Origin of the sequence: Longimycelium tulufanense, assembly GCF_014645795.1 — a bacterium.
In the GTDB taxonomy this organism is placed as follows: Bacteria; Actinomycetota; Actinomycetes; order Mycobacteriales; family Pseudonocardiaceae; genus Longimycelium; species Longimycelium tulufanense.
Genome location: NZ_BMMK01000065.1, coordinates 1 through 13,621 on the forward strand (window position 1 = coordinate 1; position 13,621 = coordinate 13,621).

The window sequence follows — 13,621 nt, forward strand, 5'->3', positions numbered from 1 at the left end:
CTCCCTCATTCCAACATCATCAGGCTGTCGTGCCCGTCACCAACCTCTATGGGCAGTACAGCTAGGTAGCGGCAAGCTTCACGGCGCCCAAGGGGGTCCCACCCCTCCTGCCGACGGTAAGTACTCGGTGCGCATCTCACCGCGGCCAACATTCTGTGCCACAGCGAAGCCCTACTGCCCAACCAGGGGTTGTACAGGCAACAGCTCCTCTGGATCAGAAGGTGAACGCGCGGTTGCAGCACGAAGCCAACGCATGTCAGCGATGCAAGAGCGCGGAGGAATTCCCTCGGCCGGCTGGTTGATTGCTCGATCTAGGCTGCCAGTGGCCCGAACCGCGTGCCGGGCACCGGGCTGACCTGCTCAACGCGGCGTACCTTGCAGCCGTGCCGGGCAGGAGCCTGTCCGCACCACGACTGCGGAGGGACATCCATACCGGACTCCTTCGAGCGATGTGACGCAGCTTGCGTTCCCTCCGTCAGCTACGCAGCACTGTCCGGTTTGGGGCGGTTATTCAGGACGAGGCCGTACCGCAGGGCCCGCACCGCTGCTTCCGTGCGGGAGGTCACCTCCAGCTTGGCGAAAATCGCCCGCACATGCGCCTTGACGGTGCGCTCCGAGATCCCCAAACCCCTCGCGATCTGTCGGTTCGAGGAACCCGCGGCCAGCGCCGAAAGAACATCCAGCTCCCGCGGCGTGAGGCCGCCCATATCCGGTACCGGCTCGGTGCGAGGTGGTTGCGGGCGGGTGGGCGGCGCCTCGTGGCTTTCGCGGCGAACCGGGAGCTTGATCTCCTCGGGCCGCACCGACCGCGGTGCCGCTCCGGGCAGTGTGGCCAGCAGTTCCAGGGTCCTTGTCTGCAGCCGCAGCACCTCGGTCAAGACATTCCTGATACCCGTGACGTACTCGACCTGTTCGGGCACGTTGGGCCTTGCATCCAAAATCACTCTGCGCTCCCCCAGAAGCTTCACCGGGGCGTGGCCCCGGGATTGGATAACGGCACGCGACAACACCCGGGACCCGCATCGGCGGCTGATGCCACCGCTTCCCGGACCGTGTACCCCACGGCGGTGTCGAGCACGTGCTTCGTCGACGTGCACCTGACCGCAGGTCAGGCCCGCTGGTGTCCCGGCGAACCAGCACACCTACGTCGCCCGTCCGCTGATTCCCTGAATTCACCTCCGCAGCTCTACATCAACACTGTTCACAGTATGATCAACTTCTGAGCTGGGCAAGTGCACCCGACGCAAGGGATCATTCGACGAGACGCAATGGTCGAATGATCCGGAACCCGACCCGGAAGTAGCAGGGAGAAAGCTCCCGAATCGGGCATTCGAGGGGGCGGGGTGATCCCCCGGTCACATCCCCGACGATGACGAGGACCACATCTAATCTGTCACAGAGCCTTTCAACACGATTGCACGGGGCCGGCTTGTTCGGCCGCCGGGCGACTGACCTCCCGGCAGACCTGGGCCACCTCGTGCCGGAGCCAGCGATGCACGGCATCGCCGTCCATCCGCGGGTGCCAGGCTTGCGAAACCGTGACGGGTTCCCGCTGGAAGGGCAGCGGAAGAGCGGCCAGCCGGCCGGTACGCAGTGCCGTGGACGCCGCCAGCGCGGGTACGGTCGCGACGAGGTCGGAGGCGGCGGCGACGGTGAGCGCCGCCGAGAAGGTCGGTACGACAACCGCCACCGTACGGAAGAGCCCGCAGGCCGCCAGCACCTCGTCGAGCGGACCGTGACGGCGACCGCGGCGCGAGGCGCTGATATGTGGATACTCCACCAGCCGCTCGGGGGTCAGGGGTTCTCGGGCAAGCGGATGTCCCGTTCGAACCACCGCGACGAAAGTGTCACGGAACAGCTCCTGTACCCGCACTTCCGGACCCAGTTCCCCAATCACGCCCAGATCAAGGTCGATACTTCCATCGCGAAGGGGAGCGGTGTCCTCCTCCCCTTCCGCCGCGAACCGGACGGTCACGTGCGGGGCAGCATCCCGGAACTTCCGCACCAGCGGGGCGGCGATCGTGCCGATGTAGGCGTCATTCGCCCGAATAACGAACGTGCGGCGCAGGGATTCCAGGCCAGGGTCGTCCACTGGGCGGAACACCGCGGCCGCGTCCTCGACCAGGGCCCGGACCCGAGGTCTCATCGCCTGTGCCCGTGGTGTCGGCACAAGCCGACGACCTGCACGAACGAGGATCGGATCGCCCAGGGCCGACCTTATCCGCGCGAGCGTGCGACTCATCGCCGAGGGGCTGAGGTGGAGCCGGGCGGCCGCCGCCGTGACGCTCTCCTCCTCGAGGAGGACGTCGAGCGCCACGAGCAGGTTGAGGTCCATGGATTGCACAGCATGCAATATTAGCTTTCAATCATTGCACTGGACGTTAACAGTTCGTGTTCTTAGGCTCGAGCCTGTTCGAACCAACTTCTTTCAGGAGAACACATGCCCGCTACCACCCTGATCTCCGAGGCCCGGGTCGAGACCGACCGACCGGGCCGCTATCTCGTCCAGCTCTGCAAGCACCTCGGGCACAAGGTCCATGCCGAGTGGAGCGAGGAGCGGGGTTTCGTCGACTTCGGCGCGGGAAACTGCCTGCTGCGGGCGGAGCCCGGTGTGCTCGTCATGCGGGCGACCGGCACGGACGAGGCGGCGCTGCAGCGGGTCGAGCACGTCGCCGGCAGCCACCTGGAGCGGTTCGGCGGCCGGGACGAGCTCGTGGTCCGCTGGGAGCGGGTCGACGCCTGACACGACGCGCGGGGCGTCCGCGGCTGGCACGCCAGCCGCGTTCGTCAGGCGTCGTAGTCGACGGTGATGTTCTCGGTTACCGGGAGGGACTGGCAGGTGAGGACGAAACCGTCCGCCAGCTCGTGGTCTTCCAGTGCATAGTTGCGCCGCATGTTGACCTCGCCCTCGATGAGCCGGGCGCGGCAGGTCCCACAGACCCCGCCCTTGCAAGCGAACGGCAGGTCCGCACGAACCCGTTGTGCGGCATCGAGAATCGTCGTGTTTCTCGGTAGCGTCATGACGGTCTCGCGCCCGTCCAGGCGGACAGTGACCTCGCTCGTGGGACCGTCTACCGCGGACTCCTCGTGGCGGACCGGCGGCGGTGGGGGCTCATCCACGTAGAACAGCTCGTGGTGGACGCGTCCTCTGGGCACCTCTCGTTCCGCCAGAACAGTTTCCGCATCGCGCACCATGCCGTAGGGACCGCACAGCCACCATTCGTCGATGTCGTCGGCCGGGACGAACACGTCGAACAGCCGACGAAGCCGGTCCGCGTCGAGGCGACCGGAGAACAGCTCCACGTCACGTGGTTCGCGGGACAACACGTGCACGAGCTGGAAGCGCGACGGGTAGCGATCTTTCAGGTCCGCCAGCTCTTCGGCGAACATCACGGTGTCGGTGCGGCGATTGCCGTAGAGCAGGGTCACCCGGGTGTCCGGATGTGCGTCCAGTGCGCTGGAGATGATCGACAGCACCGGTGTGATGCCCGATCCGGCGGCGATGAGTCCGTGGTGTGCCGACACTTCCAGGTCCGGGGTGAAGGCGCCGAGCGGGGGCATGACCTCGACCTCCTCGCCCGGTCGAACGGAGTCCACCAGCCAACTGGAGAACAGCCCGCCTTCCAGTCGACGCACACCGATCCGGGGTGCGGAGCCGACCGAAGAGCAGATCGAGTAGGAGCGGCGTTCCTCCCGCCCGTCGACCTCCCGGCGCAGGGTCAGGTACTGGCCGGCGCGGAACGTGTACTGCTCGGCGAGTTCGGGCGGCACGTCGAAGGTAACCGCCACCGCGTCCGCACACAGCCGGTCGACCCGGGACACCGGGATCCGGTGGAAGCTCGACCGACGCAGCGGGCGACGGGTGAGTGCGGGTGCCGCCACTAGATCTCCTTCACGTGCTCGAAGGGTTCCTGGCATTGCTCACAGCGACGTAGCGCCTTGCACGCGGTCGCGCCGAAGCGGGACAGCTCGACCGTGTTGGGCGAGCCGCAGCGCGGGCAGTGGACCCGCGAGGCGGGTGGCTCCAGCCGCAGGGGGACGGGCCCGGTGGGGCGAGGGCCGAGCCGGTCGGGTGGCGCGATGCCGTGCTCGGCCAGCTTGCGGCGGCCCTCGTCGGTGATCCAGTCGGTGGTCCATGGCGGCGAGAGCACGGTGCGGATCTCGACCTCGGCGAATCCGGCCGCCGTGAGCCGGGTTCGGAGGTCGGCGCGCATGGTCTCCAGCGCCGGGCATCCGGAGTAGGTGGGGGTGATGGCCACGATGACCCGGTCTCCGTCGGCGGTGACCTCGCGAAGCACCCCGAGGTCCGCGAGGGTGAGCACCGGAAGCTCGGGGTCGTGGACCTGCTCCGCGATCCGACGGGCGGCGGAGATGTCCGTGGCAGGCTTGGTCATCACCACACCGCCTGTGGATGCGATCGGGCGAGATGTTGCATCTCGGCCAGCAGGTAGCCCATCAGCTCGGTGTGGATGCCGTCCCTGCCCGCGTGTCCGGCGACGGGCGAGAGTTCCGGGAGCTGGGGACGTTCGAGGCCGGCAGCACCGAACACAGTGTCCACCACATTGTCCACTTCGGATCTGACGTCGGCCGGATCGACGGCGATGCCCTGTTCCGCAAGGCGAAGTTCTACCGGTGTCGGTGTGAACAGCTCGGGCTGGAATGGCCATACACGCGCAAGCCCAGCACGCATGCGTTCGTGCGAGTAGTCGGTTCCGTCGCCGAGGCGGAGTGTCCACTGGACGGCGTGGTCCCGATGGTAAGCGAGCTCCTTGCACCCCTTGGCCGCGACCGCCGCGAGCACCGGGTCGCGGCTCGTGGCCAACCGCTGGAACAAGGCAAGGCGCCAGCTGGAGAACAGCAACAGCCGAGCGATGGTCACCGCGAAGTCGCCGATCTCCTGCTCGACCATGCGGACGTTGCGGAAGTCCCGCTCGTCCCGGAAGTACGCGAGGGCGTCCTCGTCGGGAACGTGCGCGGGTGCGGCGGCCGGGCGCACTTCCGGGGCTACCTCGGCCGCTCTGGCGAGCAGGAGCCGCGCCTGGCCGAGAAGATCGAGCGCGATGTTGGCCAGGGCGACGTCTTCCTCCAGCTCCGGGGAGTTCGCGCACCATTCGGAGAGGCGCTGTGAGAACACGAGGGCGTCGTCGGCGAGCATCAGGCAGTAGGCCGCGAGGTTCCCGGCGTCCGCGTCGGACGGGACAGCGCGGTCGACACCCGTCATCTGGTCGGCGAAGCCGGTGCCGAATGCCCAGTGCGCCTCGTCGGTGGTGCCGGGTTCCACCAGTGCCTCGTAGGCGTTGTCGAAGCTCATGGTTCCCCCGTCACAGGTGCGGAACGTCTTCGGGGATGGCGTAGAAGGTCGGGTGGCGGTAGACCTTGTCTCCGCTCGGCGCGAAGAACGGGTCCTTCTCGTCGGGGCTGGAGGCCGTGATCGCGTCGGCGGGTACCACCCAGATGCTCACGCCCTCGTTGCGGCGCGTGTAGAGGTCGCGGGCGTTGCGTAGGGCCATCTCCGCGTCGGGCGCGTGCAATGAGCCGACGTGGACGTGGTTCAGGCCGCGCTTGCCGCGAACGAACACCTCCCACAGCGGCCAGGATGACTTCACGCTCATGCCACTCCCCCTGTTGCGAGTTGTTGCTGAGCAAGGCGATCCAGGCCCCGTGCGCGCTTCTCCGCGTACGCGGCGGCGGCTTCGCGGACCCAGGCGCCTTCCTCGTGTGCACGGTTGCGGTGTGCGACGCGTTGCGCGTTGCACGGGCCGTTGCCCTTGACGACCTGCCAGAACTCGTCCCAGTCGGGCGCACCGAAGTCGTAGTGGCCGCGCTCGGCGTTCCAGCGGAGTTCGGGGTCGGGGAGGGTGACACCGAGCTTTTCGGCCTGCGGCACGGTCATGTCGACGAACTTCTGTCTGAGTTCATCGTTGGTGTGCCGCTTGATCCGCCAGCGCATGGACTGTTCGGTGTTGGGCGAGGCGTCGTCGGGTGGGCCGAACATCATCAGGGAGGGCCACCACCAGCGGTTGACGGCGTCCTGCACCATGGCGCGTTGTTCGTCGGTGCCGCCCATCATGGTCATCAGGAGTTCGTAGCCCTGCCGCTGGTGGAACGACTCCTCCTTACAGATGCGGATCATGGCGCGCGCGTAGGGGCCGTAGGAGGTTCGGCACAGCGGGACCTGGTTGCAGATGGCGGCGCCGTCGACGAGCCAGCCGATCACGCCGACGTCGGCGAAGGTCAGCGTGGGGTAGTTGAAGATCGAGGAGTATTTCTGCTTGCCGACGAGGAGTTTCTGGGTGAGGTCCTCGCGGGCGGCGCCGAGGGTCTCGGTGGCGGCGTAGAGGTAGAGGCCGTGGCCCGCCTCGTCCTGCACCTTGGCGAGCAGGATCGCCTTGCGGCGCAGGCTGGGCGCGCGGGTGATCCAGTTGCCCTCCGGCTGCATGCCGATGATCTCGGAGTGCGCGTGCTGGGCGATCTGCCGGACCAGGGTGCGGCGGTAGCCGTCGGGCATCCAGTCGCGCGGCTCGATCCGCTGATCGGCGTCCACGGTGTGCTGGAAGTCGCGTTCGAGGGTGTCCGCCTCGCGCTCGCCCGTCACCCGGACCACCTCCCTGGGGTCGACCTCGCCGATGTGACACCTTCGGCCTGTTCCTACGAACAAGTGTTACATCAATGGCCTGAGCGGGGAAGAGCTGACACGCCACGGATCTCTGTCAACACCTCCGACCAGCCGGAAGCCCCGGCCGACGCTCCGGGGCAGCGGCCACCGGCTGCCCGGCCGGGACGCCTCACCCGAGCGGGCGCCAAGGCACAGCGGAGGCCACCCGCCAAGGCCATTCCTGATCTCTGTGGACAGGCCCCGAGCCTGTGGACAGCGCTTTGACCCGCCGTTTTACTGATCACTACGAGCCCTGCACGCGGGCCGAAAAGCGTGCGGCGAGATTTCGGCTACGACTGGCGGGCGGCGACGGGCTTTCGGCGCAGCCACCACACCGCCGGCACCAGCACCGCCCACAGGCCGGCCACGGTCGTCCCGACCGGGAGCAGGGCGAGCCGGAAGTCCCGGCCTTCCACCCGCACCTTCTTGTCCGGCTGCGCCGTGTCGTACTCGACGCGCACGAGCTGCCCCTCCTGCAGCCCCTCCGGGTAGAGCACGCCCTCGTTCGGGATGTGCACCGCACCCTCGGGCGTGTTGTAGCGAACGATCGTGCGCGAGAAGGACACCGACACAACCTCGGCCGTCGCCCGCCCCGGCTCCGGGCGCTCGATCGCCAGGTCATCCGCCCAGCAACCGGCCACGAGCAGCGCACACAGGACGGTCAGCACACCGCCGATCGACAACAGCACGGTCGAGGTGACCCGCCGCCAGTCGCGGCGGCGTCCGGACCGGGTCGCGGAGTGCGCCGGCTCCGACACCCCGGTCCCCGCTGCGTCCTCCACCCCGCCGAGTCTAGGGCTGTCGCCTTCCTGATCTTCCTCGCCTTCCCGCTCTCTCGGCCCGCTTCCGCCGGCCCGCGCCCCGGCAACCTGACCCAGGCCACACCGGCCCGGGGTTCCCGACGCGGAGTCACCGACGGCCCATACCCTCGACGGGTGACCTTCGTCCACTCGGCACCCACCAGCACAGGGTGGGTCGTGTTGACCCGCCGGGTCATCGATGACGGTGACCTGCTGGCGGCCCTGCCCGTGCCCGACGACGCCCTCGCCTGGGTCCGGCAGGGCGAGGGTCTCATCGGCTGGGGCGTGGCGGCCCGGGTCGAACCCACTGGTCCCGGGCGGTTCGCCGAGGCCGACCGGTGGTGGCGGGAGTTCACCGCGGGCCTGGCGGTCAGTGACGAGGTCGGCCTGCCGGGCACCGGCCCGGTGGCCTTCGTCAGCCTGGCGTTCGCCGATCGGCCGGGACGCTCCGTCGTTGTCGTGCCGCGCACGGTGATCGGCCGGCAGGGTGACACCACATGGGTTACCGAAATCACACACCGTGATGATCGGGCGCGGTTCACCTCCCTGCCCCAGCCGGGAACCGAGACGGGCACCGTGCTTCCGGTCCGCCGCCCCTCGGTCGTCCGCTACGCCGAAGGGCAGCTGCCGGTGACGGGATACCGCGAGGCGGTGCGCAAGGCCGTCGCACGCATGCGGGCCGGCGAACTCGACAAGGTTGTCCTCGCCCACGACCTGGTGGCCGCCACCGAGGAGCCGATCGACGCGCGCTTTCTCCTGCGGAACCTCGCCCTCCGCTACCCGAGCTGCTGGACGTTCGCGGTGGACGGCCTGATCGGCGCCACACCCGAACTGCTCCTGCGCCGCAGTGGACCCGTCGTGTCCTCCCGCGTTCTCGCCGGCACCAGCTGGCCACGCGCCGGGGTCGACACCGACCAGGTGGCGGCGGGACTGTTGGCCTCCCCCAAGGATCGCCACGAGCACACCTACGCCGTGCAGTCGCTCGCCGACTCTCTGCGGCCGTTCTGCTCCGATCTCTCGGTCCCGGAGGAGCCGTACGTGCTCCGCCTGCCGAACGTGCTCCACCTCGCCAGCGACGTGACCGGCCATGTCGCCGGAGACGCTTCCCTGCTCCAGCTCGCCGAGGCCGTGCACCCCACCGCGGCCGTCGGTGGCACGCCGACGCCGGACGCGGTGCGGCTGATCAGCGAGTTGGAAGGGATGGACCGTGGCCGCTATGCCGGCCCGGTCGGCTGGGTGGACGCCAACGGCGACGGCGAACTGGGCATCGCCCTGCGCTGCGCCGAGGTGGCCGGTACCTCGGCCCGGCTGTTCGCCGGGTGCGGCATCGTCGCCGACTCCGACCCGGACACCGAGGTACACGAGGCCGCCGCCAAGCTCCTCCCCATCCGCGACGCCCTGGAAGGCTGATCACCCGGCAGCGTTCCTGATGCGGATGTTCAAGCTGGCCAAGGCATCCGTGGTCACAAGGCCCACACCCAGACGATCAACCAGATCGAGGCCGTGCTCGTGCCCGCCGACCCGATCCTGTGGGAGGAACTGTCTGGGCCTGGGCAACGCCACCTTGGTCCAGTGCTGTGTGTCGCTGGACGCCGCCACACCGGACGACGTCGTCAGCGCTGCCACTACGCACTTTCCTGCTGGCGAGGCTGCTGGCTGTGGTTGGGGTGACGACGGGTTCAGGCGAGGATCATCTCGACGCCGGCGGGCAGCTCGCCGGAACGTGCCGCTTCGACGACGAATGCAACTAGCACGTCACGAAATGCCCGTGCCGCGTTGGTGGGTGCGGTTTGGGTCCGATGAGCCAGAGCGATGGTGCGGCTCATGTCCGTACCGGTAAGCGGTACCCCGCGCAGCAGCGGTCGCGCGGCCAGCACCATGCTGGGCACGATGGCAACGCCGAGGCCCGCCTCGACGAACCGCAGTACCGCGTCCATCTCGCCACCCTCCACTGCGAACTGGGGCTGGAAGCCGGCGTCCTGGCAGGTGCGGAGGGTCACTTCGCGGACGTCGTAACCGGAGCGGAACATCACCAGCGACCGGTCCCGCAGTTCGCTGAGCGCGACCGTCTTCCGTTCACCGGGCCAGTCCGCGCCCGCCGCTGAGGCCACGACGAGCTGCTCACGCAGAATCGGCGTGTGGCTGAGTGGCCCCTCGACGAGGTCGGGGGACACGATGACCAGCGCCAGGTCGAGCTCGCCGCGGTGCAGCGCCTGGACCAGGTCGCGGGACCCGTTCTCCTGCACCAGGAGCTGGATTCCCGGATAGGTCTCGTGGAACCGGCGGAGCACGTCGGCGAACAGGCTGGCGCACAGGCTGGGCGGCGCGCCGACGCGCACCCGGCCACGGCGCAGCCCCGCCAGCTCCTGAACTTCGAGCTTGGCAGTGTCCACATCGGACAGTATGCGTTCGGCCAGCGGGAGGAGGGCCTCGCCGGCCGGGGTGAGCGCGATGTTCCCGCGGACCCGGGTGAACAGCTCGGCGCCGAGCTCGTCCTCCAGGGAGCGGATCTGCTTGCTCAGCGAGGGCTGCGCCACGTGCGCCCGCGCGGCGGCCCTGGTGAAGTGCCGCGTCCTGGCCACGGCCAGGAAGTACACGAGCTGCCGCCGAATGTGTGTGCCCGCCTCGAGCCGTGGCTCGAGGCGGGCACACACTCGGGGCGTCAGTTGTGCGCGTGGCTCAACTGGTGCAGCGTCTCGTGGGTCAGCTGGATCTTCTCGATCGACTTCGGCTTGTGCGGCAGGGCCGCCACCGCCTCCGGAGTCGGGGCCGAGAAGCGGGTCGCGGCGCTGGCCGCCACACCGGTGCGCTCCCCCACCTCGGGCTTGCCCTTGGTGAACAGCCAGGTGTCGAACAGCGGCTTGAGCTCCTTGTTCGAGTTCCGCTCGGCGTAGGAGATGAACTCCTCGATGGTGCCGTTCTTGTACTTCTTGTCCGCCACCCACTGCTTGATGGTGGCGAAGAACGCGTCGTCGCCGATCGCGGTACGCAGGGCGTGCAACGTCATGGCGCCCCGGTCGTACACGGCGTTGTGGAAGACGTTGTCCGCGCCCGGGTCACCCGGCGGCACCTGCCAGAACGGGTCGTCCGCCGGCTTGGCGGCGTAGGTGTAGTCGAAGATCTCCTGCGCGGTGCCCTCGCCCTTGGCCTCCGACCACAGCCACTCCGAGTACGTGGCGAAACCCTCGTTGAGCCAGATGTTCCGCCAGTTCTGCACGGACACCGAGTCGCCGAAGTACTGGTGCGCGTTCTCGTGCACCACCACGTACATGTTGGAGCCACGCCGGAAGAACGCGGGGCTGTAGGTGGGCCGGGTCTGGTTCTCCAGCGCGAAACCCAGGCCCTCCTTGGGAACCACCCCGCCCTCGGCCTCGAACGGGTAGGGCCCGTAGCGGCCCTCGAGGAACTCCACGGCCTCCGGTGTGCGCTCGATGCTCGCCTTGGCCGCGCCCTCGAACTCGCCGAGGCCCTCGGAGTAGGCGGTCACGAACGGCCTGCCGTTGGGCAGCGTCCTGCTGTTCACCTCGTACTGCCCGATGGCGAGGAAGGCGAGGTAGGTGGCCATCGGCTTGTAGCTGCGCCAGTTCCAGCGCGTCCAGCCGTAGCGGGTCTGGCTGCCCTTGAGGACGCCGTTGGACAGCACCTCGGTGCCCTCCGGCACGGCCACGGATATGTCGTAGGTCGCCTTGTCGGTCGGGTGGTCGTTGCTGGGGAACCACCAGGAGGCGATGTGTGGCTCACCGATCGCCAGCGCGCCGTCCGAGGTGCGCTTCCACTCGGTCCGGCCGTCGAGCTCCACGGCGGACGGGGTGTTGGCGTAGTCGACGGTGACGGTGAGCAGGCTGTTCCTCGGCACCGTCCGCGGCGGCGTCACCTGCAGCTCCTTGCCCTTCTGGGTGAAGGTCCGGGCAGGCACGCCGTTGATCCTGATCGAGTTGACCTTGAGCGCGAAGTCGAGGTTGAACCGGGTCAGGTCCTGGGTCGGGCGCGCGACCAGGGTCGTCGTGCCCTCCAGCCTGTCGTCCGACGGCTGGTACTTCAGCCGGATGTCGTAGTGTTGGACGTGGTAGCCGCCGTTGCCGTCGGTCGGGAAGTAGGGATCCCCCACCCCGACCGAACCGGGGCCCGCGGTGCCGGCCGCGGCGGGCGCGACCAGAAGCGCCACCGCCGCGGCGGTGGCGCCGAGCACCCGCACGCTAGATCTTGCGAGCACGGGCTGAACCTCCCCATCGGATGATCGAGTGGTGGGACCGTAACCGCCAACCGACGGTGTGCTCCACCCTCCGTGAGTAGGGAGTCACCCTATGGGAACGCGCAGGTCAGAGGATCGCGGCCTCGACCGCGCAGCGCAGCCGGCGATGCAGCTCCCGCAGGTGGCCCCGGTCCGTGCGAATCTCGACCACCCGAAGACCGGACGCCTGCCGCAGGGCGGAACGCAGCTGCGCCGGGCTGTCGGCGTGCTCGTAGGGCACGCCGTGGGCCGCGCAGAGCGGCCCCAGCTCGACGCCGTGTGGCGTGCCGAAGACCCGTTCGAAGGACTCCTCGTGCTCCGGCGCGCCCTGCTCCAGCAGGGAGAAGATCCCGCCGCCGTCGTCGTTGAGCACGACGATGGTCAGGTCCGGCCGGTCCTCGTCCGGGCCGATCAGCAGGCCGTTGCTGTCGTGCAGGAACGTGAGGTCGCCCAGCAGCGCGTAGGACGGCCCGTCATGCGCGAGCGCCGCGCCGATGGCCGTGGACACCATGCCGTCGATGCCGGCCACACCACGGTTGCGGTGCACCAGCACGTCCGGCCGGGCGTGCGCGGCAAGTGCCACGTCGCGGGTCGGGTTCGACGACCCCAACACGAGCAACCCGCCCGTGGGCAGCGCGTCGACCAAATCGCGTGCCACGTGCATCCCGGTCGGCCACGGTTCGGCGTCCAGTGCGGCGTGCAGCGCGACCGTGGCCGCCTTCTCCGCCCGCTGCCACGACGCCAGCCACTCCGGGTCGCGGTCGCGGAACGGGGCGCCCAGGGCCTGGCCGACCTCGCGGACGTCGTGCCCGGGCGCGGGCCAGTCGTTGCCGTCGTGCACCAGGTAGACCTCCACGCCGGAGTCCGCCAGCAACCGCATGACCTGGCGGAACACCGTGGGCCGGCCCACGCAGACGACCTGGTCGGGCCGGTGCTCGGCGAGGAACTCCTCGCAGGCGAGCAGCCAGGCTCCGGCGCTGATCGCGTTCGGCCCGCCCAGGCCCGCGCCCCCGGTCTCGGCCAGCACCGGCCAACCGTGCTCCTCGGCCCAGCGCATCGCCAGCTGGGGCAGGCCCTCGCACACCAGCACCAGCCCGCGGCCGTCGCCCGGGGACACCATGCTCGGGTTGGCGAACTGGTCGGACACCTCGGTCCACGGCAGGCCCTCGGGCCGACCGGCCAGCGGCTCGCACCAGTCGTCGTTGGGGTCCCCGCCGACGTCGGGCACCAGTGGGTCGCGGAAGGGCAGGTTGAGGTGCACCGGTCCGGCGGTGGTCCACCAGTCGCCGCGGGCCGCGTGCCAGGCACGACACACCTCGCTGCGCCAGTAGGAGTTCTGCCCGACGCGGTACTCGGCGACGGCCAGCTCCGCGAACAGGCGCACCGCCGGGCCGTACAGCCGGTGCTGGTCGACCACCTGGTTCGCGCCGGCGGCGCGCAGCTCCGGCGGACGGTCCGCGGTGAGCACCATGAGTGGGACGCCGGAGCGGTCGGCCTCCAGGACGGCGGGATGGAAGTTCGCCGCGGCGGTGCCGGAGGTGGAGCAGACGACGACCGGCCGCCGGGTCCTGGCAGCCAGGCCGAGCGCGAGGAACGCGGCACTGCGCTCGTCGATACGGACGTGCAGGCGCAGCCGGCTTGCGAGGGCCGCCTGGTGCATGGCGAGGGACAGCGGGGCGTTACGGGAGCCCGGGCTCAGCACGACGTGCCGCACGCCGTTGCGCACCAGCTCGTCCACGACGACCCGGGCCTGCGCGGTGGAAGGGTTCACTCCGACCACCAGCCGAGGCCGCATCGCCGCCGGTCGGACGGCGGTGGCGCGGCGTGGACTCGTGGGGGCACCCCCCTATCCTCGCAGGCGTGCCAGAGTCCCAGGTCTCGGAGCTGTTCGACCCCTCGGTGTGGAAGCCGGTCGAGGGGTTCGGCTTCACCGAC

Annotated in this window: 14 protein-coding genes; 2 read left to right on the forward strand and 12 right to left on the reverse strand. The window is 69.3% G+C overall.

Features of this window, described 5'->3' with window-relative positions; all coding sequences use genetic code 11:
- Nucleotides 1-479 precede the first annotated feature (479 nt).
- Both IEY55_RS32860 and IEY55_RS30710 read right to left on the reverse strand, forming a co-directional pair.
- Complete coding sequence (locus IEY55_RS32860) at nt 480-944, reverse strand: response regulator transcription factor (RefSeq protein WP_308424800.1); 465 nt, start codon at nt 942-944, stop codon at nt 480-482.
- 461 nt (nt 945-1,405) lie between these two features.
- A complete protein-coding gene (locus IEY55_RS30710; protein WP_229686924.1) occupies nt 1,406-2,335 on the reverse strand; it encodes a LysR family transcriptional regulator in 930 nt (309 codons plus the stop codon).
- Between the two features lie 105 nt (nt 2,336-2,440).
- Between IEY55_RS30710 and IEY55_RS30715 the strand changes: the two genes are divergently transcribed.
- Nucleotides 2,441-2,743, forward strand: a complete 303-nt coding sequence (locus IEY55_RS30715) for a DUF2218 domain-containing protein (RefSeq protein WP_189062093.1) — start codon at nt 2,441-2,443, stop codon at nt 2,741-2,743.
- A 44-nt stretch (nt 2,744-2,787) separates the two neighbouring features.
- Here the strand turns inward: IEY55_RS30715 and paaE are convergent, their stop codons facing one another.
- From paaE to IEY55_RS30745, 6 genes are all read right to left on the reverse strand, one after another.
- On the reverse strand, nt 2,788-3,882 hold the full coding sequence (gene paaE, locus IEY55_RS30720) for a 1,2-phenylacetyl-CoA epoxidase subunit PaaE (protein WP_229686919.1): 1,095 nt from the start codon (nt 3,880-3,882) through the stop codon (nt 2,788-2,790).
- Complete coding sequence (gene paaD, locus IEY55_RS30725; protein WP_189062095.1) at nt 3,882-4,394, reverse strand: 1,2-phenylacetyl-CoA epoxidase subunit PaaD; 513 nt, start codon at nt 4,392-4,394, stop codon at nt 3,882-3,884. The genes paaE and paaD overlap by 1 nt, the downstream gene beginning before the upstream one ends.
- Nucleotides 4,394-5,311, reverse strand: coding sequence for a 1,2-phenylacetyl-CoA epoxidase subunit PaaC (gene paaC, locus IEY55_RS30730; RefSeq protein WP_189062096.1), 918 nt, complete (start codon nt 5,309-5,311; stop codon nt 4,394-4,396). Before paaC ends, paaD begins: the two co-directional genes overlap by 1 nt.
- Nucleotides 5,312-5,321: 10 nt before the next feature.
- Nucleotides 5,322-5,612: a 1,2-phenylacetyl-CoA epoxidase subunit PaaB gene (paaB, locus tag IEY55_RS30735; protein ID WP_189062097.1), complete on the reverse strand. Its 291-nt coding sequence runs from the start codon at nt 5,610-5,612 to the stop codon at nt 5,322-5,324.
- Nucleotides 5,609-6,595, reverse strand: coding sequence for a 1,2-phenylacetyl-CoA epoxidase subunit PaaA (gene paaA / locus IEY55_RS30740; RefSeq protein ID WP_189062098.1), 987 nt, complete (start codon nt 6,593-6,595; stop codon nt 5,609-5,611). Before paaA ends, paaB begins: the two co-directional genes overlap by 4 nt.
- Before the next feature lie 350 nt (nt 6,596-6,945).
- On the reverse strand, nt 6,946-7,437 hold the full coding sequence (locus IEY55_RS30745; RefSeq protein ID WP_229686920.1) for a DUF3592 domain-containing protein: 492 nt from the start codon (nt 7,435-7,437) through the stop codon (nt 6,946-6,948).
- Nucleotides 7,438-7,590: 153 nt separating this feature from the next.
- On the opposite strand from IEY55_RS30745, the gene IEY55_RS30750 reads away from it, so the two are divergent.
- Nucleotides 7,591-8,865 (forward strand): isochorismate synthase, encoded by a 1,275-nt coding sequence (locus IEY55_RS30750; RefSeq protein ID WP_229686921.1) that lies wholly within the window; start codon nt 7,591-7,593, stop codon nt 8,863-8,865.
- Here IEY55_RS30750 and IEY55_RS30755 read toward each other — a convergent pair whose 3' ends face one another.
- From IEY55_RS30755 to menD, 4 genes are all read right to left on the reverse strand, one after another.
- Nucleotides 8,866-9,081, reverse strand: coding sequence for a hypothetical protein (locus IEY55_RS30755; RefSeq protein ID WP_189062099.1), 216 nt, complete (start codon nt 9,079-9,081; stop codon nt 8,866-8,868).
- Between the two features lie 53 nt (nt 9,082-9,134).
- The gene (locus IEY55_RS30760; protein ID WP_229686922.1) at nt 9,135-10,109 is read right to left on the reverse strand and encodes a LysR family transcriptional regulator; all 975 of its coding nucleotides are present in this window, start codon (nt 10,107-10,109) and stop codon (nt 9,135-9,137) included.
- Nucleotides 10,110-10,117: 8 nt separating this feature from the next.
- The gene (locus IEY55_RS30765) at nt 10,118-11,668 is read right to left on the reverse strand and encodes a M1 family metallopeptidase (RefSeq protein WP_229686923.1); all 1,551 of its coding nucleotides are present in this window, start codon (nt 11,666-11,668) and stop codon (nt 10,118-10,120) included.
- A 106-nt stretch (nt 11,669-11,774) separates the two neighbouring features.
- Entirely contained in the window at nt 11,775-13,457 is a 1,683-nt protein-coding gene (menD, locus tag IEY55_RS30770) for a 2-succinyl-5-enolpyruvyl-6-hydroxy-3-cyclohexene-1-carboxylic-acid synthase (protein ID WP_189062100.1), read from the reverse strand.
- Between the last annotated feature and the right edge of the window lie 164 nt (nt 13,458-13,621).